The sequence below is a fragment of the Actinomadura chokoriensis genome, from assembly GCF_039529475.1.
Taxonomy (GTDB): domain Bacteria; phylum Actinomycetota; class Actinomycetes; order Streptosporangiales; family Streptosporangiaceae; genus Spirillospora; species Spirillospora bangladeshensis.
The window spans coordinates 256,213-270,893 of the sequence record NZ_BAAAMW010000002.1 but is presented as its reverse complement, the minus strand read 5'-3'; the positions used below and the strand labels follow the sequence as shown (position 1 = coordinate 270,893).

The window sequence follows — 14,681 nt, the reverse complement described above, 5'->3', positions numbered from 1 at the left end:
GGCCGCTAGCCGACCCTCTTCAAGAAGGACTCCAGGTTGCGTTCATAGGCGGACGGGTCGACGTTCCACGATTCGGTGTGGTCGCCCGGTGTGGAGATGTGCGTGACCATGCCGGGCGGCGCCGTCCTGGCGAAGGTGTAGGCGGGGCCGTTGGCAACGGTGGCGTCGTCCTGCGTCGTGAAAAGGAGGACGGGCGTACGCAGCCGGGGCGCGAAGCGGCGCTGGTCGTAGTCGGTGAGGTCGATGCCGATGCGCCATTCGAGGACCTGCTTGGCCACGTCCGTCATGAGGCCGGGCAGGTTGCGGGCTTCGCCCTGCTTGTCGAGGGTGGCGCTCCAGTCCAGGACGGGGGAGTCGAGGACGATGCCCCGCACGAACGACGGGTCCTTGCGCAAGGCCGTCATGACCATCGCACCGCCCATCGACCATCCGTACAGGACGACACCGGTCGCGCCGTGTGCGCGCGCGTAGCCCATCGCGGAGATGACGTCCTGCCACTCCGTGTCGCCGAGATGGTTCTTCCGGTCGCCGGACGAGGGCGCGCCCACGTCGTTCCGGTAGGCGATGGACAGCATCGGCAGACCCATCTCGTGGACGGGCCGCATGACGCGGAACGTCTCCGCCTTGTCCGCGTTCCGTCCATGGACGGCGATGACCCACGTCCCCTTATCGGACGACCCCGGGATCAGCCACGCGGGCATCGGCCCCACCCGGGACGGATAGGTGACGTCCTCGAACGGCAGGCCCACGGCCTTCTCGGGGTCGCCGTCGTACATCCAGTGGTCGATGGCCGCCGGTGCGCCCTTCCGCAGCGAACCCGAAACGACCGACGTCACCTTCCGCACCACGTGGTCGCGGTCGCCGCCGACGACGGGGCCGAGCAGGGCCCGCCCGTCCTTCCAGACCAGCGCCCACGTTCCGGGGCGTTCCGTCACCGGCACGCGGGGGAGCGTGACGGTGCCGTCCGCCGTGTCCGCGATGGTCAGCGGGTACTCGGGGGAGTGGTCGACCTCGATCGCGACGCCCGCGAAGTACCAGCCGACCCCTCCGACGACCGTGCACAGCAGCACGGCGAGCGCGACGAAGGCCGCCATCAGCGGGCGGGCGCGGCGGCGGCGCGCGCGGACCGGCGGCTCGGGGGACGTCGGGGCCGGTGATTCCGGGGCTTCGGTCGACACGACATACGAAGTTAGCTTCTCCCGGCGACCGCGAAAGCCCGGGTCACCCCGCGGTGCGGTTCACCTGCCGGACAGGTGCCATCAAGGAGGCCCGCGAGATGCTCACCGTCGTACAAACGGCCACTCGACCGGCGCGCGGTCAGGCGCTCCCGATCGCCGCCACCAGCCCGAGCGCCAGCAGCATGTCGAGGTGGACGACCGTCTCCAGCTTCGCGCCCGGCGGCACGTCCGGGTCGGCGGCGAGCCGGTCGAGGACGGCGAGGGCGCCCGGGGTGCCGAGGTCGTCCGCCAGGGCCGCGTCCGCCCGGTCCGCGTACTCCCGGCTCATGGGACGGCCCGGGGACGTCGCCCACTCGGCGACCTTGCCGCGCCAGGCGTCCAGCCGCTCGGCCGCGGCCGCCAGGCGCGCGTCCGACAGCTCCACGGGCTCCCGGTACGGGACCTCCAGCATCGCCAGCCGCGCGGTCAGCGCGTCCGACGGCTTTCCGCCGGTCTCGGCGGGGACGGCCAGGCACAGCGCGTCCACGGGCTCGCCTGCCGTGACGTAGACGTCGGCGTCCGCCAGCGGTTCGCCGAGCACCTCGACCGAGGCGGCGGCGTAGTCCGTGTAGTCGTCGCCCGCGGGGGGAGTGCTCACCAGCCGCACGCGGCGCCCCGACCGCTGCACGACGCGCCGCAGCAGATCGGCGACCACCAGCGCCCGGTACCCGGCGCCCGGAAGGACCTGGACCCGCAGACCCGGCCCGGCCGGCAGGGGCTCCGCCCGGCCCGTCCGATGGTCGTACAACCGCAGCATGCCTCCACCCTAGGCGCCGGGGCCGCCGGAGGGCCCGGCGGGTCAGAGGGGGCGGTCGGCGGCCAGGGGGCCGAACGGGGTCGGGGCGGCGCCGTCGGAGCGGCGGACGGCGGCGAACCGCAGCCGCACGTAGTCGGCGACCCACCCGGACTCGCGGCGCAGCGCCGGCGCGGCCAGGTCGTTGACCCGGTCGAGCAGCGGGTCGACCAGTTCCGGCGGGACGTCGGCCAGCGCGCGCGCCGCGTAGGCGCGGACCCAGTCGGCGGCGCCGTTCGGGCCCTCGGTCATCCGGGTCGGGCGCTCGGCGTGCTCCAGCAGCCGCAGCGTGAACCCGGCCTCCTCCAGCTTGGTCGCGTACGCGGCCGGGGACGGGAAGTACCAGGGCAGCTCGGGCTCGCCGAGGCCGAACACGCGCCACGCGGTCTGCATCGCGACGATCAGCTCGGCGCAGTTGCCGGCGCCGCCCAGTTCGCCGACGAACCGGCCGCCGGGGCGCAGCGCGGCGTGCACGCGCCCGATGACGGCGTCGGGGTCGCGGGTCATCCAGTGCAGGGCCGCGTTGGAGGCGACCGCGTCGAAGGACTCGCCGACCGTGAAGTCGTGGGCGTCGCCGACGATGAAGGACAGCCCGGGGTGCATGGCGGTCGCCTGCGCGACCATGTCGGGGCTGCCGTCGATGCCCAGCACCTCGGCGCCCCGCTCTGCGATCTCCGCGCTGAACGTCCCGGTGCCGCACCCGAGGTCGATGACCCGTTCGCCGGGTTGCGGATCGAGCAGGTCGACCAGGGGCGCACCGTGCGCGGAGACGTACCCGAAGGCGGAGTCGTACGTCGTCACGGCCCAGTTCACTGTCATAATTTATCGGAGAAAGTCCTGCAGGGAGGCGGCGTTGCGAATGGCGGACGTCACGTCCGAGGTCCGGATCGTCGGCGCCGAGGGGCCGGACGGCCTGACCCTGCGCACGATCGGGCTGTCCGCGCGCGGCCTTCCGGAGTTGCGCGCCGAGGCCCTGCCGCCCTACCTGGGCGACGGCTGGGCGCGCGTCCTCGGCGCCCTGGCGCGGCGCCTCGCGGCCACCGGCGAGCCGCCCGCCGAGATCGCCCCCGGCATTGAGATCGAATTCACGTCGGCGTCGGACGGCGCGCTGCTGCCCGTCCCGCCGCAAGGCCGCGACCTGGCCGAGTGGCGCCGGGACGTCCTGCTCCGCCTCTTCCCCGAAGCCCTCATCTGAAGACCCGTTCTAGAATCGGGTTCTGTCCAGCGGGAGAGGGGTGCGCACGTGCCGTACAGGGAGATCGAGTACGAGGTTCGCGACGGGATCGCCACCGTCACGCTGAACCGTCCGCAGAAGATGAACGCCTACACGTTCACCATGCGCAACGAGATGCTCGACGTCTTCGACCGGATCGACGCCGACGACGAGGTGCGGGCGGTCGTCGTGACCGGCGCGGGCCGCGCGTTCTGCGCGGGCGCCGACCTGAGCGGCGGCGGCGACACCTTCGACAAGGAGAAGTCGAAGGACATGTTCGCCGGCGAGGACGACGTCCTGGAGGACGGCACCCCGCGCGACGGCGGCGGCACGGTCGCGCTGCGCATCGCCCGCTGCCTCAAGCCCGTCATCGGCGCGTTCAACGGCGCCGCGGTCGGCGTCGGCGTCACCATGACCCTCCCGATGGACGTCCGGCTCGCCAGCGAGAAGGCGAAGTTCGGCTTCGTGTTCGCGCGCCGCGGCATCGTCACCGAGGCCGCGTCGAGCTGGTTCCTGCCGCGCCTCGTCGGGATCGCGCAGGCCATGGAGTGGGCCGCGACCGGCCGCGTGTTCGACGCGCAGGAGGCCCTCGCGGGCCGCCTCGTCTCCCGCGTCCACGCGCCGGACGAACTGCTTCCGGCCGCCTACGCCCTCGCCCGCGAGATCGCCGACAACACCTCGGCCGTGTCGGTCGCCGCGATCCGGCGGCTGATGTGGTCGGGCCTGTCCGCCCCGTCCCCGTGGGACGCGCACGCCGCCGACTCCCGCCTCATGGCCTCCCTCGGCGGCGCCGCCGACGCGATCGAGGGCGTGTCGTCCTTCCTGGAGAAGCGCGACGCCGCCTTCCCGATGCGCGTCAGCAAGGACCTCCCGCCCGAAGTCCCCGACTGGCCCCAGCGCTGACGCCCGCCCGCCCGGCCGGCGGCCCGCTCAGGGCCGCCGTCCGGGCCGCTCGCCGACCTGGTCGACGACGCCCGTCGCCTCGGGCGCGTTCCGTGGGCTTGCGGTCATGCGGCTCTGTCCTGTGCGGTTCCTCGTCCGGTCGCCGTGCGGACATCGCGCGGTCACCCGTCTTCACCCGCATCTCCGTACAGAGTTCACGCATCGGGAATGTCAGCGCGGTGTGTCTTCAGCGTGACGCAGGGTATTAGCGGCGCGAAAGCGACACGTTCGGGGGTGCGTGGTGCGGATCAGGAAATTCGCCGTTATCGGCGGCGCCGGCCTCCTGCTCATCGCGGGATGCAGCCACACCGACAAGCGGCAGGCGCGGACGGCCGGGGAGCATGCCGCCCTGGGGGAGAAGGCGCAGGCGAGCCGGTCGCCGACACCGCCGCCGCCGAGGAAGATCAACTGCGACCGGGTGAAGTGCGTCGCGCTCACGTTCGACGACGGCCCCGGCCCCTACACGGCGGGCCTGCTCGACACGCTGAAGAAGGACGGCGTGCGCGCGACGTTCTTCATGCTGGGCCAGAACGTCGGCAGCCATCGCGCCGTGGTGCGCCGGATGGCGCTCGAAGGCCATGAGCTGGCCAACCACAGCTGGTCCCATCCGCCGCTCACCTCGCTGTCGGCGGCGGAGGTGCGGTCGCAGATCGAGCGGACGCAGAAGGCCGTCAAGGAGGCGTCCGGCGGGGTGGAGCCGACGCTGATGCGCCCGCCGTACGGGGCGACGAACAAGCACGTCGGACGCATCATCGGGATGCCGCTGATCCTGTGGAGCGTCGACACGCTCGACTGGCGCTACCGCAACGTCGCCCGCGACGTCCGGGTCGGGATCAAGGAGCCGAAGAGCGGCGGCATCATCCTGTTCCACGACATCCACAAGACGAGCGTCGAGGCGATCCCGCAGGTGGTGGACGGCCTCAAGAAGCGCGGGTTCACGTTCGTCACCGTGTCGGAGCTGTTCCAGGGCCGCGAGCTCGAACCCGGCCAGACCTACACCGAGCGGACGACCGAGGTGACCGCGGAACCGCCGCCCTACGGCTCGCCCGCCGGGCCGGGCGCCGGCAGCCCGGCACCCGCCGACTCGGGATCGGGCGGCTCGCCGTCCGGCGGCCCCGCGCCGAGCGGGCCCGCGCCGGGCAGCGCCGTGCCGGGGAGCCCGGCGCCGGGCAGCGCCGACCCGTCCGGTCCGGTGCCGTCGGGCACCGGCTGAGCGGAGCGGGCCGGCCGCGTCAGCCGTCCCCCGGCTCCTCTCGGCGGGGGCGGCGGCGCGGCGGCGGCTGCGGCGGGACGACCTTCGCCGCGACCATGATCTCCTCGGGGACCTCGACCAGCTCGCCGTTGCGCCGGCGCACCATGAGCCGCTTGTCGGACCACGATTCGAGTACGCCGACGACGTCGCTGTACTCTCCCGTAGGCAGACGGCGGCGCAGCGAGATCCGCTGACCCACGTCCGCGCCACTGATGGACACCACCAGCCGCGCGGCGAAGCGGGCGGACATGTGAGGACCCCCATGTCGAATCGACTGAGCCGTGGTGGCCATACTATTCCTAGCGAGCTTGCGGCGACCCGTGACGTGCGGCGGGGCCGGATATCCGAGAGGAGTCACTGACGTGACCTACGTCATTGCGCAGCCCTGCGTGGACCTGCTCGACAAGGCATGCATCGAGGAGTGCCCGGTCGACTGCATCTACGAAGGTAAGCGTCAGCTCTACATCCACCCGGACGAGTGCGTCGACTGCGGTGCGTGCGAGCCGGTCTGCCCGGTTGAGGCCATCTACTACGAGGACGACGTCCCCGACCAGTGGAAGGACTTCTACAAGGTGAACGTGGAGTTCTTCGACGACCTCGGCTCGCCCGGCGGTGCGTCCAAGGTCGGCAAGATCGACAAGGACCACCCGATCGTCGCCGCGCTGCCTCCGCAGAGCCACGACGACTGAGCCACGACGACTGAGCCGGGGGACCGGACGGCGCGCCCGCGGGCGCGTCCCGAGGTCTCCCGCGTCGATTTTCCGGGCCGTGGTCTCCCGAGTTCGGGAAGGCCGCGGCCCGCCGGGTCTCCAGAGGAGGAGCAGGGCCAGTGTTCACGCTGCCGGACTTTCCGTGGGATCGGCTCGCCCCGTACAAGGAGCGGGCGCTCGCGCACGCGGACGGCATCGTCGACCTGTCCGTCGGGACGCCCGTCGACCCGACGCCCGCGCCGATCCGGGAGGCCCTCGCCGGCGCGGCCGACGCGCCCGGCTACCCGCAGACCTACGGGACGCCCGCGCTGCGCGAGTCGGTCGCGGGCTGGCTGCGCCGCCGCGCGGGCGTGTCCGGCGCCGACCCGGACGCGGTGCTCCCCGTCATCGGCACCAAGGAACTGGTCGCCTGGCTGCCGACGCTGCTCGGCGCCGGCCCCGGCGACAAGGTCGTCTTCCCCGAACTGGCCTACCCGACCTACGATGTCGGGACGCGGCTGGCCGGGGCCACGCCCGTCTCCACGGACGGGCTGCTCGCGCTCGGCCCGGTCAACCCGAAGATCGTCTGGGTGAACTCGCCGTCCAACCCGACCGGCAAGGTGCTGCCCGCCGAGCACCTGCGCAAGGTCGTGGCGTGGGCGCGCGGCCGGGGCGCGATCGTCGTCAGCGACGAGTGCTACCTGGAGTTCGGCTGGGACGAGGACAAGCCGCCCATCTCGATCCTGCACCCCGACGTCTGCGACGGCTCCCACGAGGGCCTGCTCGCGGTCAACTCGCTCTCCAAGCGCTCCAACATGGCGGGCTACCGCGCCGGGTTCGTCACCGGCGACCTCGCGATCGTGAAGCGGCTGCTGGAGGTCCGCAAGCACGCCGGGATGATCGTCCCGGCGCCGGTGCAGGCCGCGATGACGGTCGCGTTCGCCGACGACGCGCACGTGGACGAGCAGCGCGCCCGCTACGCCCGCCGCCGCGCGGCCCTGCGCGAGGCGTTCGAGCGGCACGGCTTCCGCATCGACCACTCCGAGGCGTCCCTGTACCTGTGGGCCACGCGGGACGAGCCCTGCTGGGACACGGTCGCCCACCTCGCCTCCCTCGGCGTCCTCGTCGGCCCCGGCGAGTTCTACGGCCCGGCCGGCGCCCGCCACATCAGGATCGCCTTCACCGCCACGGACGACCGCGTGGCCGCCGCCGCTGCCCGCCTCTGACCCGCCCCCACCCACCGGCGGCCGACCCCGCCGGCCTCCGCCGGCCTCCGGACCGGTCTTCGCCCGCGTGGGCACGTCCGCGCACGCGGCCGGGCGTATCGGGGCGCAGGGGCGCGGCGTCGCACATTTCGGCACCGCTCCGGTTCCGGCCTTGCATCGGATCGCGGCTTCTCCTAGGAAACCCGTGGATCATTTGATACGTCTCATCGCGGTATGGGCCTGAGACGCCACAGTCGGTAGGATCCCGCTGGTCTGTGCCCTTGCTGTCGACGAAACGATGGAGGTGTCCGTGGGCGGAACGGCGATTGTCATCCTTCTCGCGCTGATTCTTGTCGCATTGGTCGTGCTCATCCTCGTCCTGCTGCGACGTCGTTCGAACGCCCCGGCCCCCGCGGCCGCCCCGCCGGCCCCGCACGACCCGTTCGCCCCGGAGGACTCGGTGGCGGGCGACCCGCGCACCCTCAAGGCCGGCGACATGGTCGAGTACCTCGGCACCCGCTACTTCGTGCGCGGCTCGCTGCGGCTGAAGGAGGGCGGCTTCACCTGGAGCGAGCACCTCCTCGACGCCGACACCATCGAGGGCCAGAAGGTGTGGGTCTCCGTCGAGGAGGACCCCGACCTCGAAGTCGTCTGGTGGACCGAGCACGACATCGGCGACCTCGCCCCCGGTGAGAAGACCATCGTCGTGGACGGCGTCGAGTACCGCCGCGACGAGCACGGGACCGCCGACTACACCAGCGAGGGCACGACCGGCGTCGGCGTCCAGGGCCGGGTCGAGTACGTCGACTACGAGGGCCCGCGCGGGAAGTACCTGTCGTTCGAGCAGTACGGCGGCGGCCAGTGGGAGGCCGGCCTCGGCGAGCGCGTCCCGACCGGATCGATGACGATCTACCCGGGTGGCGGTAGCTGAGTTGCGCGCGACCCTCGACACCCCCTACGCGGACGCGCGCGCCGACGGGCTCTCCTTCGCGCTCGGGCTGCCGCCGCTCGCGGCCCTCGCCGTCCTGCCGGTGGAGCGGGAGGGCCTGACCGTGGAGATGCGCCTGCTCGGGGCGTCCCACCAGGTCATCGCCGGTCCGCTGAGCGAGACGGTGGCGTGCCTGGCCGACCGGGCCGAGCCGCTGCCGGGACGCGCCGCCGTGACCGTGCCCGGCTGGGCGTACGACTTCGCCGCGACGACCGCCGCGCACAGCGACGCGACGGCGTTCGCCCGCGCCGTCGAGGCCGTGTGCGCGCGGCTCGCGGACCGCGGTGACGCGCTGACCGGGGCGTTCCCCGGCTCCCCGCACGCCGTCACCGCACTGGCCCTGGAAGAGACGCAAGAACCCGGGTTCGGCTGGCGGACCTGGCACGCCTACCCCCAGACCCGGGAGATCGTAATGACGCGGAGCCGGTTGGTCAGACCCTCTTGACGTCCTCCCCCGCCTGAAGGCGGGGGATTCCAGCCCGTCCCCTACACAGGCAGGAGAGCAGGTTGGGGTTCGCGGTTCACCGGCCCGCCCAATGGCGTGCCTCCCCGCGCGGCCACCGTGCGTCCCACGGCGGTGTCCTTGATGTTGCGTGCGGCGTTGACGTCGGCGTTGGCCCGATGCCCGCAGGCCGTGCACCCGAACACCGCTTGGCTCTCACGGTTCTCCGGTGCGCGGTACCCGCAGGCGTGGCAGGTCTGCGAGGTGTAGCGAGGGTCGACCCGGGTGACCCGTCCGCGCGCCTTGTCCTCCAGGCGGGTTACGAGTTGTCCCCACCCGTTGGCCAGGATGCCCCGGTTGAGCCCGGCCTTCTGCCGGACATTGACGCCGGGGGCCTCAAGGGTGCCTTTGGCGGAGCGGGTCATGCCCCGCACGTTCAAGTCCTCGACGGCGATGATGTCGAACCGGCGCGCCAGGTCCGTGGTGGTCTTCTCCACCCAGTCCTTGCGCCGGTCGGCCTCTCGCGCTTTGAGCCGGGCGATGGCGGCTTTGAGGCGGGCACGCCGGTTCGACCCCTGTTCCGCGCGGGCCAGGCGCCGCAGCAGGCGTTTCAACCGCTCGGCCTCACCCGGCGTCAGGCCCGGCACGGTGCAGGTGTGGCCGGTGGACAGGGCGGCGGACACCGCCACGCCCCGGTCGACGCCGACGGCCTCACCGTTGCCGGGCGGGGGGATGGGGTCGGGGATGGCGGCGAAGGAGATGTGCCAGCGTCCGGCGCGGTCGCGGGTCACTCGGAACGACTTCACGTCCGGCGGGACGGGGCGGGACCAGCGGAACCGTACCCACCCCACCTTGGGGATCCGCACCTGCCCGGTGTAGCGCGACAACCGCCGCACCTCCCACGCCCGGCCCCGCACCCCGACAACCCGGAAGCCCTCGTGCACACCGGCCTTGCGCCAGGTGGGGCGCCGGTGCGTCCCGGCGAAGAAGTTCGCCATCGCTTGGGCAAAGTCTCTGAGGGCCTGCTGCTGCACCGTCTGCGAACCCGCCGCCAGCCACGGGTTCGCGGCGCGGGCCTCGGTCAACTGGCGGGCCTGCGCGGCGTACCCCGGCGCCGGGCCGCGCCGCGGCGTCCACCAGGAGTGCTGCTCCACCGCCAGGTTCCACACGAACCGGGCATGCCCGCAATGCTCCAGCAGCCCCGCCTCCTGGGCGGGGGTCGGACACAACCGGTACCGCGACACGCCCCGCAACCTACCGACGGCCACCGACAAAACCCGGACGACACAACCCCGAGACCAAAACCTGGAGGCCACAGTGCTGCCTTGTTCCGCGCTTCCTCCCCGCCCTAAAGGACGGGGTCTCCACGCTGTAGGTATCCGATGAACTGCAGGAGACGGGCGGCGGGCGCGGTGGCCGCTGCCGCCCTGACCACCGTGGCGCTCGGCGCCTGCGGGCAGTCGCAGTCGTCGTGGATCGGCGACAAGTACACCCGGATGGGGGCGGACACCTACCGGTCCTCCAAGGCCCCCGGGACGGTCGCCTCGGAGATCAGCCGCAAGTTCAAGCCGATCGACCGGGTGGACGACATGGCGACCAAGGGGGCGGCGGGCGGCATCTTCCTGCGCTACCCGAAGCTCGTCGTCGGCGTCCTGCCGAACGGCGCCGGCAGCCGGATCACGGTCGACAAACCCCGCCGCGGCTACAACCGCTACTACTCCCACATCGGCGGGTACTGGGCGAGCCCCGGCAGCAACGGATGGAACAGCAGAGGCGCCGCGTCGTTCCGGGGCGGCGGCCCGGGATCGGGCAAATGAGGAGCGACACATGAACGACATCCTGAACGAGGTCGGCGCGACGTTCGCCTACGGGGCGGTCGGCATCGCGCTGATGGCGCTCGGCTACCTGGTGGTGGAGGTGACGACGCCCGGCCGGCTCGGCAAGCAGATCTGGACCGAGGGGAACAAGGGCGCCGCGCTGCTGCTCGCGGTCAAGCTGTTCGGCATCGGCGGCATCGTCTTCACGGCGATCATCACCAGCGACAACGACCTGCGCGACGGGCTGATCGACACCGCCGTGTTCGGCGCGTGCGGCATCGTGCTGATGGTCATCGCGTTCTTCCTGCTGGACGTGATCACGCCCGGCAGGCTCGGCGCGACGCTCGTCGGCGCGGACGGCGCCGGGAACGGCACCGGCATCCACCCGGCCGGGTGGGTCGTCGCCGCGGCCGACCTCGGCGTCGCCGCGATCGTGGCCGGGGCGGTCTCCTGACGTCCCGCGACACGGACCAGGCCGTCGGCGAGGCCGCCGAACCGGCCGCCGTCCCGCCGTCCTCCCCGGAGCCGTCCACCGCGGACGGGCCGGGGAGGCCGCGCGTTCCCGCGCGGCTCGCCCGCACGCTCGTCCTCGCGGCCGTGTTCACGTGCGCGGCGTGCGGGCTGGTGTACGAGCTGGCGCTGGTCGCGCTCGGCAGCTACCTCGTCGGGAACTCGGTCACGCAGGCGTCGATCGTCCTGTCGGTGATGGTGTTCGCGATGGGCGTCGGGTCGCTCGCCGCGAAGCCGCTGCAGGGCCGCGCGGTCGTGGCGTTCGCGGTCGTCGAGGGCGCGCTCGCGCTGATCGGCGGCGTGTCGGTCCTCGTGCTGTACGCGGCGTTCGCGTGGCTCGACCTGTACGTCCCCGCGCTGGTCGCGGTGTCGTTCGCGGTCGGCGCGCTGATCGGCGCGGAGATCCCGCTGCTGATGACGCTGCTGCAGCGGATCCGCAAGCAGGACGCGGGGTCGGCGGTCGCCGACCTGTTCGCCGCCGACTACGTGGGCGCGCTGGTCGGCGGGCTCGCGTTCCCGTTCCTGCTGCTGCCCGCGTTCGGGCACATCAAGGGCGCGCTGCTGGTCGGCGCCGTGAACGCGGTCGCCGGGATGGCGGTCGTGCTGTGGCTGTTCCGCCGCCAGGTCGGGCGTGTCGCGCGGGCTTCGCTGGCCCTCGGCATGGTCGCGGTGCTCGCCGTCCTCGGCGGGACGTACGCGCTGGCCGACCGCTTCGAGGTGTCCGCGCGGCAGGCGCTCTACAGCGACCCGATCGCGGTCTCCGAGCGCACGAAGTACCAGGAGATCGTGATCACGCGGCAGGTGGGGCTCGGGCCGTCCGACCTGCGGCTGTTCCTCAACGGCGACCTGCAGTTCTCGTCGGTGGACGAGTACCGGTACCACGAGTCGCTCGTCCACCCGCTGATGTCGGGCCCGCACGGCCGGGTGCTGATCCTCGGCGGCGGGGACGGGCTGGCGCTGCGCGAGGTGCTGCGCTACAAGGACGTCCAGAGCGCGACGCTGGTCGAACTCGACCCGGAGATGCTGCGCCTGGCCCGCACCTACAAGCCGATCGTGTCACTGAACCACCGCTCGTTCGAGGACCCCCGCGTGACGACGGTCGCCGCCGACGCGTTCTCGTGGCTGCGCTCCCTTGACCGGCAGTTCGACGCGGTCATCGTGGACATGCCCGACCCGGACGACGTGTCCACCGCCAAGCTGTACTCGGTCGAGTTCTACGGGATGGTGAAGCGGGCCCTCGCGCCCGGTGGGCGGATGGTCGTCCAGTCGGGGTCGCCGTACTTCGCGCCCAAGTCGTTCTGGAGCATCGAGAAGTCGATCGCCGCCGCCGGTTTCGCGGTGTCGCCGTACCACGTGGACGTGCCGAGCTTCGGCGACTGGGGGTTCGTCCTGGCGTCCCCTGGCAAGAGGGCACCCGCGCTCAAGCTCGCGCCCAACGTCCCCGACCTCCGCTTCCTCGACAGTGCGGTGCTGCAGGCGTCGACGGTGTTCCCCAAGGACCGGCGGCACCGGGACGTCGAGGTCAACACGCTCGTCCACCCGCGCCTCGTCGAGTACGAGGGCGAGGAGTGGAAGAACGCCTGACCGGACGGCGCGCCGGTCGGGCCGTCAGTCAGGCCGTCAGTCCGGCACGGACCGGCGGATGGCCTTGTCGACGGCCCGCTGGAACGACGTCACCAGCGACTGGATCATCAGCGGCTTGAGCTTGCCCGCCATCTCCATGAGCCGCTCGCGCTCCTGCGGCGCCCGCCCGCCCTCCCGGTAGGGGCGGACGACGGTGTCCTGGAAGACCTGCTGGAGTTCGGCGGCCAGCGCGGTCGTGTGCCGGTCGACGGCCTCGTGGGACGCGATCAGCGTGTCCAGCGGCATCGGCAGCTCGGCCAGTTCGGCGCTGATGCCGAGCAGCGCCGGGCTGACGACCCGGACGACATCGTCGGCCACCCGCTCGACGACGCCGAGGGCCTCCAGCCGCGTGATCGTCTCGTCGTCGAGGTGCCGCCCGGCCCGCCGGTCGAGCCCGTGCCGGTCGAGGTCCTCGGGCTGCTCCGGCGCCCACGGCGACAGCAGCGCCCGCTGCAGCGCGAGGTCTTCGGCCGGCGCGTCCAGGGGAATCCTCTGCAGGTGCTTCTCGATGGAGGCGAGCGTCAGGCCGAGCGACTGGAGCTCCCGGACGAGTTCGAGCCGCGCGAGGTGGTCGGGGCCGTAGAGCCCGGTGCGCCCGCGCAGCCTGGGGGGCGGGAGCAGGCCGCGCCCGGCGTAGAACCGCACGGTCCGGACGGTGACCCCGGCGCGCGAGGCCAGCTCGTCGACGGTGAGCTCCATCCCGCCTCCCTCTATGTGACAGCACTAGTGTTACATTAACCCTGTATCAGCACACACTTACTTGAGGGAGACCGCCGGATGGGACGGGACATCTACACCGACGAGCACGACGCCTTCCGCGACATGGTGCGCTCCTTCATCGCGAAGGAGGCGACGCCCCACCACGAGCAGTGGGAGAAGGACGGCATCGTCTCGCGCGAGGTGTGGCTGGCGGCGGGGCGCGCGGGCCTGCTCGGCATCGACATGCCGGAGGAGTACGGGGGCGGCGGCAACGACGACTACCGCTACTACGTCATCTTCAACGAGGAGCTGGCGAAGGCCGGCATCCACGGCCCCGGCTTCGCCGTCCACAACGACATCAACGGCGGCTACCTGCGCCAGCTCTGCACGGACGAGCAGAAGGCCCGCTGGTTCCCCGGCTACTGCTCCGGTGAGATCATCACCGCGATCGCGATGACCGAGCCCGCCGCCGGCTCCGACCTGCAGGGCATCAAGACCACCGCGGTCAAGGACGGCGACGACTACGTCCTGAACGGGTCGAAGACGTTCATCTCCAACGGCATCCTCGCCGACCTGGTCATCGTCGTCGCGAAGACCGACCCGTCCGCCGGGGCGAAGGGCGTCAGCCTCCTGGTCGTCGAGCGCGGCATGGCGGGCTTCGAGCGCGGCCGCAACCTCGACAAGGTCGGCATGCACGCGCAGGACACCGCCGAGCTGTTCTTCGACAACGTCCGCGTCCCGAAGGAGAACCTCCTCGGCGAGGAGGGCATGGGCTTCATCTACCTGATGACGAACCTCGCCCGCGAGCGGCTGTCGATCGGCGCGACCGCGATGGCCGCCGCCGAGGACGCCTTCGAGCAGACCCTGGAGTACTGCAAGACGCGCGAGGCGTTCGGCCGCCCGATCGGCAAGTTCCAGCACAACCGCTTCACGCTCGCCGAGATGAAGACCGAGCTGACCATCGCCCGCTCGTTCACCGACGAGTGCATCCTCAAGGAGAGCGAGGGCGAGCTCACCGCCGACGAGGCCGCGATGCTCAAGTGGTGGAACACCGAGCTGCTCAAGCGGGTCGTCGACCGCTGCGTCCAACTCCACGGCGGCTACGGCTACATGACCGAGTACCCGATCGCGAAGGCGTACCAGGACGTCCGCATCCAGACGATCTTCGGCGGCACCACCGAGATCATGAAGGAGATCATCGGCCGCGGCCTAGGCGTCTGACCCCTCCCGATGCGTTGATCTGCGGCGTGTTGTTGTTATGGCAAGGCGGATAACAACAACACGCCGCAGA

At 72.0% G+C, this 14,681-nt stretch carries 17 protein-coding genes; 11 read left to right on the top strand and 6 right to left on the bottom strand.

The window, feature by feature from the left end:
- Positions 1–5: 5 nt before the first annotated feature.
- The 3 genes from ABFX46_RS05500 to ABFX46_RS05490 all read right to left on the bottom strand — a co-directional run bounded on the left by ABFX46_RS05500 (position 6) and on the right by ABFX46_RS05490 (position 2,829).
- Positions 6–1,178, bottom strand: coding sequence for an alpha/beta hydrolase family protein (locus ABFX46_RS05500; protein WP_346040238.1), 1,173 nt, complete (start codon positions 1,176–1,178; stop codon positions 6–8).
- 139 nt (positions 1,179–1,317) lie between these two features.
- On the bottom strand, positions 1,318–1,974 hold the full coding sequence (locus ABFX46_RS05495) for a hypothetical protein (RefSeq protein ID WP_346040237.1): 657 nt from the start codon (positions 1,972–1,974) through the stop codon (positions 1,318–1,320).
- A 42-nt stretch (positions 1,975–2,016) separates the two neighbouring features.
- Positions 2,017–2,829, bottom strand: coding sequence for a class I SAM-dependent methyltransferase (locus ABFX46_RS05490; RefSeq protein ID WP_428831213.1), 813 nt, complete (start codon positions 2,827–2,829; stop codon positions 2,017–2,019).
- A 40-nt stretch (positions 2,830–2,869) separates the two neighbouring features.
- On the opposite strand from ABFX46_RS05490, the gene ABFX46_RS05485 reads away from it, so the two are divergent.
- The 3 genes from ABFX46_RS05485 to ABFX46_RS05475 all read left to right on the top strand — a co-directional run bounded on the left by ABFX46_RS05485 (position 2,870) and on the right by ABFX46_RS05475 (position 5,378).
- On the top strand, positions 2,870–3,205 hold the full coding sequence (locus tag ABFX46_RS05485) for a hypothetical protein (protein WP_346040235.1): 336 nt from the start codon (positions 2,870–2,872) through the stop codon (positions 3,203–3,205).
- A gap of 48 nt (positions 3,206–3,253) precedes the next feature.
- Positions 3,254–4,126: a crotonase/enoyl-CoA hydratase family protein gene (locus ABFX46_RS05480; protein ID WP_346040234.1), complete on the top strand. Its 873-nt coding sequence runs from the start codon at positions 3,254–3,256 to the stop codon at positions 4,124–4,126.
- Positions 4,127–4,406: 280 nt separating this feature from the next.
- Positions 4,407–5,378 (top strand): polysaccharide deacetylase family protein, encoded by a 972-nt coding sequence (locus tag ABFX46_RS05475; protein ID WP_346040233.1) that lies wholly within the window; start codon positions 4,407–4,409, stop codon positions 5,376–5,378.
- Between the two features lie 19 nt (positions 5,379–5,397).
- Here the strand turns inward: ABFX46_RS05475 and ABFX46_RS05470 are convergent, their stop codons facing one another.
- A complete protein-coding gene (locus ABFX46_RS05470; RefSeq protein ID WP_346040232.1) occupies positions 5,398–5,667 on the bottom strand; it encodes a putative acetyltransferase in 270 nt (89 codons plus the stop codon).
- Between the two features lie 112 nt (positions 5,668–5,779).
- On the opposite strand from ABFX46_RS05470, the gene fdxA reads away from it, so the two are divergent.
- From fdxA to ABFX46_RS05450, 4 genes are all read left to right on the top strand, one after another.
- Complete coding sequence (gene fdxA / locus ABFX46_RS05465; protein WP_067632891.1) at positions 5,780–6,106, top strand: ferredoxin; 327 nt, start codon at positions 5,780–5,782, stop codon at positions 6,104–6,106.
- 140 nt (positions 6,107–6,246) lie between these two features.
- The gene (gene dapC, locus ABFX46_RS05460) at positions 6,247–7,332 is read left to right on the top strand and encodes a succinyldiaminopimelate transaminase (protein ID WP_131936221.1); all 1,086 of its coding nucleotides are present in this window, start codon (positions 6,247–6,249) and stop codon (positions 7,330–7,332) included.
- Between the two features lie 277 nt (positions 7,333–7,609).
- Positions 7,610–8,242: a DUF4178 domain-containing protein gene (locus ABFX46_RS05455; RefSeq protein WP_346040231.1), complete on the top strand. Its 633-nt coding sequence runs from the start codon at positions 7,610–7,612 to the stop codon at positions 8,240–8,242.
- The gene (locus ABFX46_RS05450) at positions 8,229–8,744 is read left to right on the top strand and encodes a DUF2617 family protein (protein WP_346040230.1); all 516 of its coding nucleotides are present in this window, start codon (positions 8,229–8,231) and stop codon (positions 8,742–8,744) included. The genes ABFX46_RS05455 and ABFX46_RS05450 overlap by 14 nt, the downstream gene beginning before the upstream one ends.
- Before the next feature lie 41 nt (positions 8,745–8,785).
- Here ABFX46_RS05450 and ABFX46_RS05445 read toward each other — a convergent pair whose 3' ends face one another.
- Positions 8,786–9,985: an RNA-guided endonuclease InsQ/TnpB family protein gene (locus ABFX46_RS05445; protein WP_346040229.1), complete on the bottom strand. Its 1,200-nt coding sequence runs from the start codon at positions 9,983–9,985 to the stop codon at positions 8,786–8,788.
- A 138-nt stretch (positions 9,986–10,123) separates the two neighbouring features.
- Between ABFX46_RS05445 and ABFX46_RS05440 the strand changes: the two genes are divergently transcribed.
- The 3 genes from ABFX46_RS05440 (at position 10,124) to ABFX46_RS05430 (ending at position 12,652) form a co-directional block, all read left to right on the top strand.
- Positions 10,124–10,558, top strand: a complete 435-nt coding sequence (locus ABFX46_RS05440) for a DUF4247 domain-containing protein (protein WP_346040228.1) — start codon at positions 10,124–10,126, stop codon at positions 10,556–10,558.
- Positions 10,559–10,568: 10 nt separating this feature from the next.
- Positions 10,569–11,012 carry a DUF350 domain-containing protein gene (locus tag ABFX46_RS05435; protein WP_346040227.1) on the top strand — a complete coding sequence of 148 codons (444 nt, stop codon included), beginning with the start codon at positions 10,569–10,571 and terminating at the stop codon, positions 11,010–11,012.
- 143 nt (positions 11,013–11,155) lie between these two features.
- Positions 11,156–12,652, top strand: a complete 1,497-nt coding sequence (locus tag ABFX46_RS05430; protein WP_346040686.1) for a polyamine aminopropyltransferase — start codon at positions 11,156–11,158, stop codon at positions 12,650–12,652.
- A gap of 36 nt (positions 12,653–12,688) precedes the next feature.
- Here the strand turns inward: ABFX46_RS05430 and ABFX46_RS05425 are convergent, their stop codons facing one another.
- Positions 12,689–13,390, bottom strand: coding sequence for a MerR family transcriptional regulator (locus tag ABFX46_RS05425; RefSeq protein ID WP_346040226.1), 702 nt, complete (start codon positions 13,388–13,390; stop codon positions 12,689–12,691).
- Between the two features lie 78 nt (positions 13,391–13,468).
- Here ABFX46_RS05425 and ABFX46_RS05420 point away from each other — a divergent pair, with 78 nt between their 5' ends.
- A complete protein-coding gene (locus ABFX46_RS05420) occupies positions 13,469–14,611 on the top strand; it encodes an acyl-CoA dehydrogenase family protein (RefSeq protein ID WP_346040225.1) in 1,143 nt (380 codons plus the stop codon).
- Positions 14,612–14,681 lie beyond the last annotated feature (70 nt).